Raw genomic sequence first — 7,827 nt, 5'->3', positions numbered from 1 at the left:
TTGCGAACATTGCGAAACGCACTCCTTCTCTTCGGATGCGTATCAACTCGCAATGGCTGATCCCGTCGGCAATGTGGGGCGGCGACACCGCTTACATGAATGCGGTATTGTTGTCGGCGACGTGCTGGGCGAGAGCTTCAGGATCGAGTGCACGTCTTGTTGTGTCGATGGAAGCTTTGAGGTCTTTGACATGTGCGGCGAACTCGGTGCGCTGCGCCATGACATCCGAGTGTCAATCGGCATTGAATCGTGACCCCGTATCGGCGCCCAAAATTGACCCCCTCGGAGCTGAGCTGGCCCGGCGCTGCGTAGTCTCCATGTAACGCAGCGGCGACGGGCCAGCAGGGTGCCGTTTGCTCTATGCGCGGTTCTTGAAGCGCCTGGCCTGCCCCCATCGGGTGGTCCGGTTTCAGTCTTAGTGCATGATTGGCCTGGGCGCTACGGTTGGGGTGGCCGGCGAAGTGTCTCGGATGGCGGAGCCGGCCCCTGCACGACCTCGGGAGCCGGTGGGCGGTCCCCCAGCGACGAGTGCGGGCGCTTCGTGTTGTAGTGATGGCGCCAGCTCTCGATGACGATCTTCGCCTCGGCGAGGCTGTAGAAGATCTCGCCGTTGAGGGGTTCGTCCCGCAGCTTCCCGCAGGATCAGTTTCTCGAGCGTCGGATCAGAGACGGCCTTACGGAGCCGCTCGTTCTCTTTCTCCAGTTCCTTCAGCCGCTTCAACTGGTTCGCCTTCAGCCCACCAAACTCCTTGCGCCACCTATAGTAGGTGAACTGCGTCACGCCAATCGACCGAACCGCCTCGGCCACCGACCGTCCTTGCGACACCAAAACGTCGACCTGCCGGAGCTTCGCGACAATCTCCTCGGGCTTGTGCTGCTTCTGGGGCATTCCTTCATCCTCCAACTGGCTCGAAAGTCTACTTCAGGGAGGACCACTCTTCAGGGGGCAGACCAACCGCCTGTCCGGAAAGGGTGGTAATTTGCCGACCGGAGTCACCCGTCAGGCCGGACATTGCCGGGGAACCGGCCCTCCGGGCTTTGGGTTTCGTGCCGCGGCGCTTCGGCTTTTACCGTTTCCATGGGGTGGCGCGCGCCCTGTCATGCCATCCCACAACAAAAAGGCCCCGGCTGATGCCGGGGCCGGAAACCGCGTGGCGCTGTCTCAAACCTGCGAAAGGCGCTCGATCTCTTCTTTGATGCGCAGCTTCTGTTTCTTGAGTTCCACGATATGCAATTCGTCAATGCCGGGGCTTCGCTGGGCCTGTTCCACCTTCTGTGAGAGGGCCTGATGTTTCTTGCGAAGTTCCTGCAGATGCGAACCCATGCTCATGGTTTAGCTCCTCTCCCGAAGTGACATCATACCGTTATAGTGCACCATGATTCTCGTGCCGTGTCACGTCCTTGAAATTCCGAAATTCAGGCTTAAGGCCGCTCAATCCCCGGGCCACGGCAGCGCGGCGGCCTGACGCAGCACTGCCCGCACCGGCGGCGTGTAGCTTTCACCATCCGTTTCGTGGCGCGCGCCCATGTGCAGAACCAGCGGCGGCAAAAGCCGGAACGCGCCGCGCGCGCCTTTGCGCGCACGCAGCACACCCAGCTTGGCCGCCCGTCCCTGACGCGGGGCCAGCGGCAACAACTCTGCGCTTCCCAGCCTGTCGTCAAGGGCTTGCATCAGGTCCGGCAGACGCTCGACTCTCTGGATAACGGTCAGCCAGCCTCCGGGCACCAGCCGCCGCGTCGCGACATCCATCCACTGCGAAAGGGGTGTCTCCTCGCCCAGCGCCGCCTCCCGCCCCGGATCGCAAGCGGCAGAGCCGCGGGTCCGCAGGTAATAGGGGGGGTTTGCAAAAACGTGATCGAAACTCTGCCCCCTCAGCGACGCGGGCAGGTTCGTGATGTCGGCGGTGACGATCTCCATCTTCACGCCGTTGCGTGCCGCATTGGTCCGGGCCAGCCCGGCATAGGGGAGCTGCCGCTCTATGCCGGTCAGGCGCAGGTCCGGCACGCGCACCGCGAGACAAAGGCTCGCCACACCCGCACCGCACCCCAGTTCCAGCACGCTCTGCCCCGGTTTCGCGGGCACGGCAGCGGCCAGCAAAACCGCATCCGTCCCGGCGCGATACCCCACGGCCGGCTGGGCGGCCCGCACCCGCCCGCCCAGGAAATCGTCCTCAGTCATTCGGGGGCAGATCGACCCGGTTGTCACGCAGCACCACGCGGGCACGGGCCAGGTCACCGTCGCGCACCATGATGCGGCGCGGCAATACGCCTATGGATCCTTCGAGGACGCTCATGTGGACATCCATGGGAAAGCAGTCTATCTCCTCCCCCTGAAGAAGCGCCGAGACGAAGGCCAGAAGCGTCGGGTCATTGGTGCGGATAAGTTCTTTCATGAGACCGACATAAGGGCATATTTCCCCCTTTGTCGAGCAACCTGACGAGAGCGTGATGGGCCTGGATACAGCCGCAACCAAACCGCATGAGCGCCTGGCAGATACGCTGCGCGACGAAATGACCGCCGTCAACGCCCTGATCCGGGAGCGCATGACATCGGAGCACGCGCCGCGCATCCCCGAGGTCACGGCCCACCTGATCGAGGCGGGGGGCAAACGTCTGCGCCCGATGCTGACCCTCGCCGCCGCGCGGATGTGCGGCTATGAAGGACCGCACCACATCCACCTTGCCGCAACGGTAGAGTTCATCCATACCGCAACGCTGCTCCATGACGATGTCGTGGACGAAAGCGGCCAGCGCAGGGGCCGCCCCACCGCCAACCTGCTGTGGGACAACAAGTCCAGCGTGCTTGTGGGGGATTACCTGTTCGCGCGGTCCTTCCAGCTGATGGTGGAACCGGGCAGCCTGAAAGTGCTGGACATCCTGTCCAACGCCGCCGCCACCATCGCCGAGGGGGAGGTGCTGCAACTGACCGCCGCGCGCGATCTGTCCACCACCGAGGATGTTTACCTGAAGGTAATCCGGGGCAAGACCGCGGCGCTTTTCGCCGCCGCGACGGAAGTGGGCGGGGTGATCGCCGGCGTACCGGAAGATCAGGTGCGCGCCCTGCACACCTATGGCGACGCGCTGGGCATCGGCTTCCAGATCGTCGACGACCTTCTGGACGTGTCCGGCGACCCCAAGAGCACCGGCAAGAATATCGGCGACGATTTTCGTGAGCGCAAGCTGACGCTGCCGCTCATCAAGGCGCTGGCCCGCGCCAATGAGGACGATCATGCCTTCTGGAAGCGCACAATTGAAAAGGGAGACCAGCGCGAGGGAGACCTTGAACATGCCCTGACCCTGATGGAGCGCCACGGAACCATCGAAGACACCCGCCGGGAAGCCCTCGCCTGGAGCGCCCGCGCGAAAGACGCGCTGACCCTCCTGCCCGATCATGAAATTCGTGAGATGCTCTCCGATCTGGCCGATTACGTGGTAGCCCGGATCAACTGACTTAGATCACCCGGCCTCGCTATACGGCGCGCAAGCCTGAACCCACCACCTGCCGTGCAGCCTTTGCGCGGCGTTCTGCGCCGCCGCCTGTGTACCATAAATCCCGAAGCAGGTTGCGCCCGACCCTGACATCCGCGCCAGAAGGCATCCCGGCGTGGCGGCCAGCGCCTCCAGCACGTCGCCGATCACCGGCGCATGGAGGCGAGCGGGCGACTCCAGATCGTTGCGCTGGACCTTCAGCCATCCCGCCAGATCCGCTGCCGTATTCCAGCCGGGCAGGTCGGGCATCGGCGGGTTGGTCTTTTCCGCAAGCGCCCCGAACACCACGGGCGTCGGCACCTCCACCCCCGGATTCACCAGCACCAGCCCCATCCGCGGCATCTCGGGGGCGGCAGAGATGACCTCCCCCACCCCCCGCATCCGGACCGGACGGGGGCACAGGCAGACCGGAACATCGGCCCCAAGCGCCAGAACCGCCTCCGCCGCAGGCAACGGGCGCCTCAAAAGCGCGGCCAATGCACGTAGCGTCGCCGCTGCATCCGATGACCCCCCTCCGATTCCCGCGGCAGCGGGCAGGTTCTTTTCCAGCGTGATCGCCACCCCCGGCCCGTCGAACAGGGCCGCCGCCTGAAGCACGAGGTTGCGCCCATCCGTGGGCACACCCCCGGCGCGGGGCCCGGTGACCATCAGGCTCAGCCCTTCTGCGGGCGCACATATCAGGCGGTCGCCCGCATCCGCAAACACCACGAGACTGTCGAGCAGATGGTATCCGTCCGCACGCCGGCCGGTCACGTGCAGGGTCAGGTTGATCTTGGCGGGGGCGAAAGCCTCGACCGTCATTGCGGGTGCAGGGGGTCGGCCCCCTCGTCTTCCAGAACCGCATCCAGCCCGATCTCCAGCTTGCGGCGGATACGCGCGGCGTCCGGGTCTTCGGGTTCGAAAGACAATGCCCGGCTCCACTGAAACCGGGCCTCACGTTTGCGGCCCACAGCCCAGTACACGTCGCCAAGGTGATCGTTCACGATCGGGTCGACGGGCTCCAGCTCCACGGCACGCTCCATGTGAGAAACGGCCTCCTCGTATCGGCCAAGGCGGTAAAGCACCCAGCCGAGACTGTCCGTGATGTAGCCGTCATTGGGACGCGCCTCGACCGCCTGTTCGATCATCGCCAGGGCCTCGTCGAGGTTCCGGTGCATCTCGACAAAGGAGTACCCCAGGTAATTCAGAACCTGCGGCTGCCCCGGCTCCAGGTCCAGCGCAGTGCGAAAGTCGGCCTCGGCCTTGTCCCATCGTCCTTCGCGCTCATGGGTGATGCCGCGGGCATAGTAAACCACCCACTGACCCGCCTCTCGCCCGGGCAGAAGTTCGATCGCCCGGTCATAGGCGCGGGATGCGGCGTCGAACATCTCTTTCTGACGCAGGGCATCGCCAAGGGTAACATGGACGATGGGAACATTCGGATACGTCTCGGCCAGGGCCTGAAGAACGGCGATGGCTTCCTCCTCGGCGCCGGAACGCTGCAACGCATCGGCCCGGCCCAGTTCCGCAGCGTAAAAGGCAGGGTCGTCACGCGGAACGCTTTTGTAAGCCTCGACGGCAAGGTCGTATTGGCGCTGGGCCTCGAACAAACCCGCAGACATGAGCTTGGCATCGGCGTGCTGCGGCGCAAGATACTCAGCCACCCGGGCATACATCAGGGTGAAGCTGTCCATTGCATTGTCGGAAAGCGCGCTGGCGACGGTATAGAACACTTCCGCAATTCCGTCGCGAGCCGTCCGGACCGTATCGAAGGGAATCGTCTCCCCCGCATCCAGACGCGCACGCAAGGCGACAAGCCCCGGATCGGCCTCGGACCCGAACATCTGGTTCAGCACTTCCTGTGCTTCTTCGGGCCGCTCCAGCAGGCTGAGAATCGAAGCATGGGCGAGCAACCCCCGCCGGGTCGGGCGTACCGGCCCGGCTGCCTCCCCCGCGAGGATGGCGTCGGCGCTTTCCAGATCGCCCACCATCGCAAGGGCCAGCGCCTTGTGATAAAGCCCGAAGGACTGCAACCCGGTTTCCGCCGCCGCCGCGTCGAAGATCTCCAGCGCCTGCGACATCCGGCCCAATCCCACCAATGCCCAGGCCCGGCTGAGCTGATCGACAAGGGGGCCAACGCCTTGCTCCGCATCCAGTCCATCCAGAATGCCCTGGTAATCTTCCCGCTGCGCGGCATCGGCCAGCAAAACCATCTGCATGACGGAACTCCGCGCCCCGGAGGCCCGCAACTGCCTGGCCAGCGGCAGCGCCCGATCGAGATCCCCCAGCCCCAGATGCGCCATGACCGCATTTTCAAGAAGGCGCTGGTTGGCGCTGTCGGCGCGCAGGGCCTCGTCATAATAGCGGGCCGCAGCACGGAAATCGCTTTGCATGCTTGCATGGCGCGCGGCCAGATACGGCCCGGACAGATCGGTCACCCGCGCAAAGGCCGGCGCGGCCAAAAGCGGCATCAGGGCAAGGGCAATCAGGCGGGATGGACGCAAGGTGGATCTCCGGGTTATCTGCGGCGAAGGTAGAGCCCCGGCTGCCCCAAGGCAATGCGGGGCAGCACGCAAGCCGCCCCGTTTTCGCCCGGACCGCGTAAAAGTTTACATGTTCGGATAGTTCGGCCCGTCGCCGCCCTGGGGTGTCGTCCAGGTGATGTTCTGGCTGGGGTCCTTGATGTCGCAGGTCTTGCAGTGCACGCAATTCTGGAAATTGATGACGAAGCGTGCCTCTTCGCCCTCTTCCTGCACCACCTCATACACCCCGGCCGGGCAATAACGCTGGGCCGGCTCATCGAACTCGGGCAGGTTCACGGCGACGGGCACCCGCGGATCGGCCAGTTTCAGATGGCAGGGCTGACTTTCCTCGTGATTGGTCATGGAAAATGACACGTTGGTCAGCCGGTCAAAACTGATGACGCCATCGGGTCTGGGATAATCGATCTTGGGAAAATCCCTGGCCTTGCCGGTGGATTGCGCATCGTTCTTGCGGTGGCTGAGCGTCCCGAAAGGGTTCCAGCCGGTCAGGTTGGCCATCCACATATCAAAGCCGCCCAGCGCCGTGGCCAGTGCCGTACCATAGCGTGACCAGAGCGGCTTGACATTCCGCACACGCTTGAGATCCTTCGCGATTCCCCCTTCGTGCAGGGCGGCGTCATAATCTTCCAGCACATCTCCTGCACGCCCGGATTTCAGCGCCGCGACGGCGGCTTTCGCCGCCTCGATGCCCGACAGCATGGCGTTGTGGTTGCCCTTGATCCGCGCCACGTTCACCAACCCGGCCGAACAGCCCAGCAACACCCCCCCGGGGAACGCCGCCTTGGGCACGGACTGGTACCCCCCCTCGGAAATCGCGCGCGCCCCATACGCGATGCGCTTGCCGCCCTTCAGCAGATCCGCCACGATCGGGTGGTGCTTGAAACGCTGAAACTCCATGTAGGGATAAAGGTGCGGGTTCTCGTAGTTCAGGTGAACCACGAACCCAAGAAAAATCTGGTTGTTCTCGGCGTGATAGATAAACGATCCGCCGCCGGCATTGTTGTTCAGCGGCCAGCCCATGGTGTGGGTCACGGTGCCTTCACAATGTTTGGCGGGGTCGATCTCCCACACTTCCTTCATGCCGATGCCGAATTTCTGGGGCTCACGCCCCTCGGACAGGGCGAATTTCTCGATCACCTGCCTGGACAGCGACCCGCGCACCCCCTCGCCCAGGAAAACGTATTTGCCGTGTAGCTCCATCCCCGGCTCATAGGCGGGGCCGGGGGTGCCATCGGCGTTCTTGCCGAACTCCCCCGCGACGACCCCCTTGACCGCTCCATCCTCGCCCCAGACAAGCTGCGAACACGCCATGCCGGGGAAGATCTCCACCCCCAGTTCCTCGGCCTGCTCGGCCAGCCAGCGGCAGACATTGCCCATTGAAACGATGTAGTTGCCGTGATTGTTCATCAGCGGCGGCATCAGCCAGTTCGGGAACCGAACCTTGCCCGACTCGCCCAGAAAGACGAAATTGTCTTCTTTCACCGGCACGGCGACCGGGGCGCCACGCTCCTTCCAGTCCGGGAACAGGGTTTCCAGACCGACGGGATCCAGAACCGCGCCCGAAAGGATGTGCGCCCCGACCTCGGAGCCCTTCTCAAGCACCACGACCGAAAGATCGGGGTCCAGTTCCTTCAGACGGATCGCCGCCGACAGGCCGGCCGGACCGGCCCCGACGATCACAACATCATACTCCATGGATTCCCGTTCGATTTCGGTCATGTGCTTTCCTTTCTCGAACGGCGCGGGGCCGCCCTACCGTTTATGGTCACCGAACCGTTATCGCAGGCAACTGTCCAGCGTCAATCGCGACGCAACA

8 protein-coding genes and 1 pseudogene are annotated in these 7,827 nt (G+C 64.0%); 2 read left to right on the top strand and 7 right to left on the bottom strand.

What is annotated here, in order from left to right; translation table 11 throughout:
- On the top strand, positions 1-253 hold a 253-nt coding region (locus C8N32_RS15070; protein ID WP_211309704.1), incomplete at its 5' end, for a hypothetical protein.
- 351 nt (positions 254-604) lie between these two features.
- On the opposite strand, the pseudogene C8N32_RS05350 reads toward C8N32_RS15070, so the two are convergent.
- From C8N32_RS05350 to C8N32_RS05335, 4 genes and pseudogenes are all read right to left on the bottom strand, one after another.
- Positions 605-889, bottom strand: a pseudogene (locus C8N32_RS05350) (transposase); the annotation flags it as partial.
- Between the two features lie 273 nt (positions 890-1,162).
- On the bottom strand, positions 1,163-1,330 hold the full coding sequence (locus C8N32_RS05345; protein ID WP_107891438.1) for a YdcH family protein: 168 nt from the start codon (positions 1,328-1,330) through the stop codon (positions 1,163-1,165).
- A gap of 102 nt (positions 1,331-1,432) precedes the next feature.
- Entirely contained in the window at positions 1,433-2,179 is a 747-nt protein-coding gene (locus tag C8N32_RS05340) for a tRNA1(Val) (adenine(37)-N6)-methyltransferase (RefSeq protein ID WP_107891437.1), read from the bottom strand.
- Positions 2,172-2,393 (bottom strand): putative signal transducing protein, encoded by a 222-nt coding sequence (locus C8N32_RS05335; RefSeq protein WP_107891436.1) that lies wholly within the window; start codon positions 2,391-2,393, stop codon positions 2,172-2,174. The genes C8N32_RS05340 and C8N32_RS05335 overlap by 8 nt, the downstream gene beginning before the upstream one ends.
- A gap of 55 nt (positions 2,394-2,448) precedes the next feature.
- Here C8N32_RS05335 and C8N32_RS05330 point away from each other — a divergent pair, with 55 nt between their 5' ends.
- A complete protein-coding gene (locus tag C8N32_RS05330) occupies positions 2,449-3,450 on the top strand; it encodes a polyprenyl synthetase family protein (RefSeq protein ID WP_107891435.1) in 1,002 nt (333 codons plus the stop codon).
- 6 nt (positions 3,451-3,456) lie between these two features.
- Here C8N32_RS05330 and C8N32_RS05325 read toward each other — a convergent pair whose 3' ends face one another.
- From C8N32_RS05325 to C8N32_RS05315, 3 genes are all read right to left on the bottom strand, one after another.
- Positions 3,457-4,290 (bottom strand): 4-(cytidine 5'-diphospho)-2-C-methyl-D-erythritol kinase, encoded by an 834-nt coding sequence (locus C8N32_RS05325; protein ID WP_107891434.1) that lies wholly within the window; start codon positions 4,288-4,290, stop codon positions 3,457-3,459.
- A complete protein-coding gene (locus C8N32_RS05320) occupies positions 4,287-5,972 on the bottom strand; it encodes a tetratricopeptide repeat protein (protein WP_242509600.1) in 1,686 nt (561 codons plus the stop codon). The genes C8N32_RS05325 and C8N32_RS05320 overlap by 4 nt, the downstream gene beginning before the upstream one ends.
- Positions 5,973-6,077: 105 nt before the next feature.
- On the bottom strand, positions 6,078-7,730 hold the full coding sequence (locus C8N32_RS05315; RefSeq protein ID WP_107891433.1) for an electron transfer flavoprotein-ubiquinone oxidoreductase: 1,653 nt from the start codon (positions 7,728-7,730) through the stop codon (positions 6,078-6,080).
- Positions 7,731-7,827 lie beyond the last annotated feature (97 nt).

The organism is Rhodovulum imhoffii (genome assembly GCF_003046545.1).
GTDB classification, from domain to species: Bacteria; Pseudomonadota; Alphaproteobacteria; order Rhodobacterales; family Rhodobacteraceae; genus Rhodovulum; species Rhodovulum imhoffii.
This window is presented reverse-complemented; position numbering and strand designations above follow the sequence as displayed.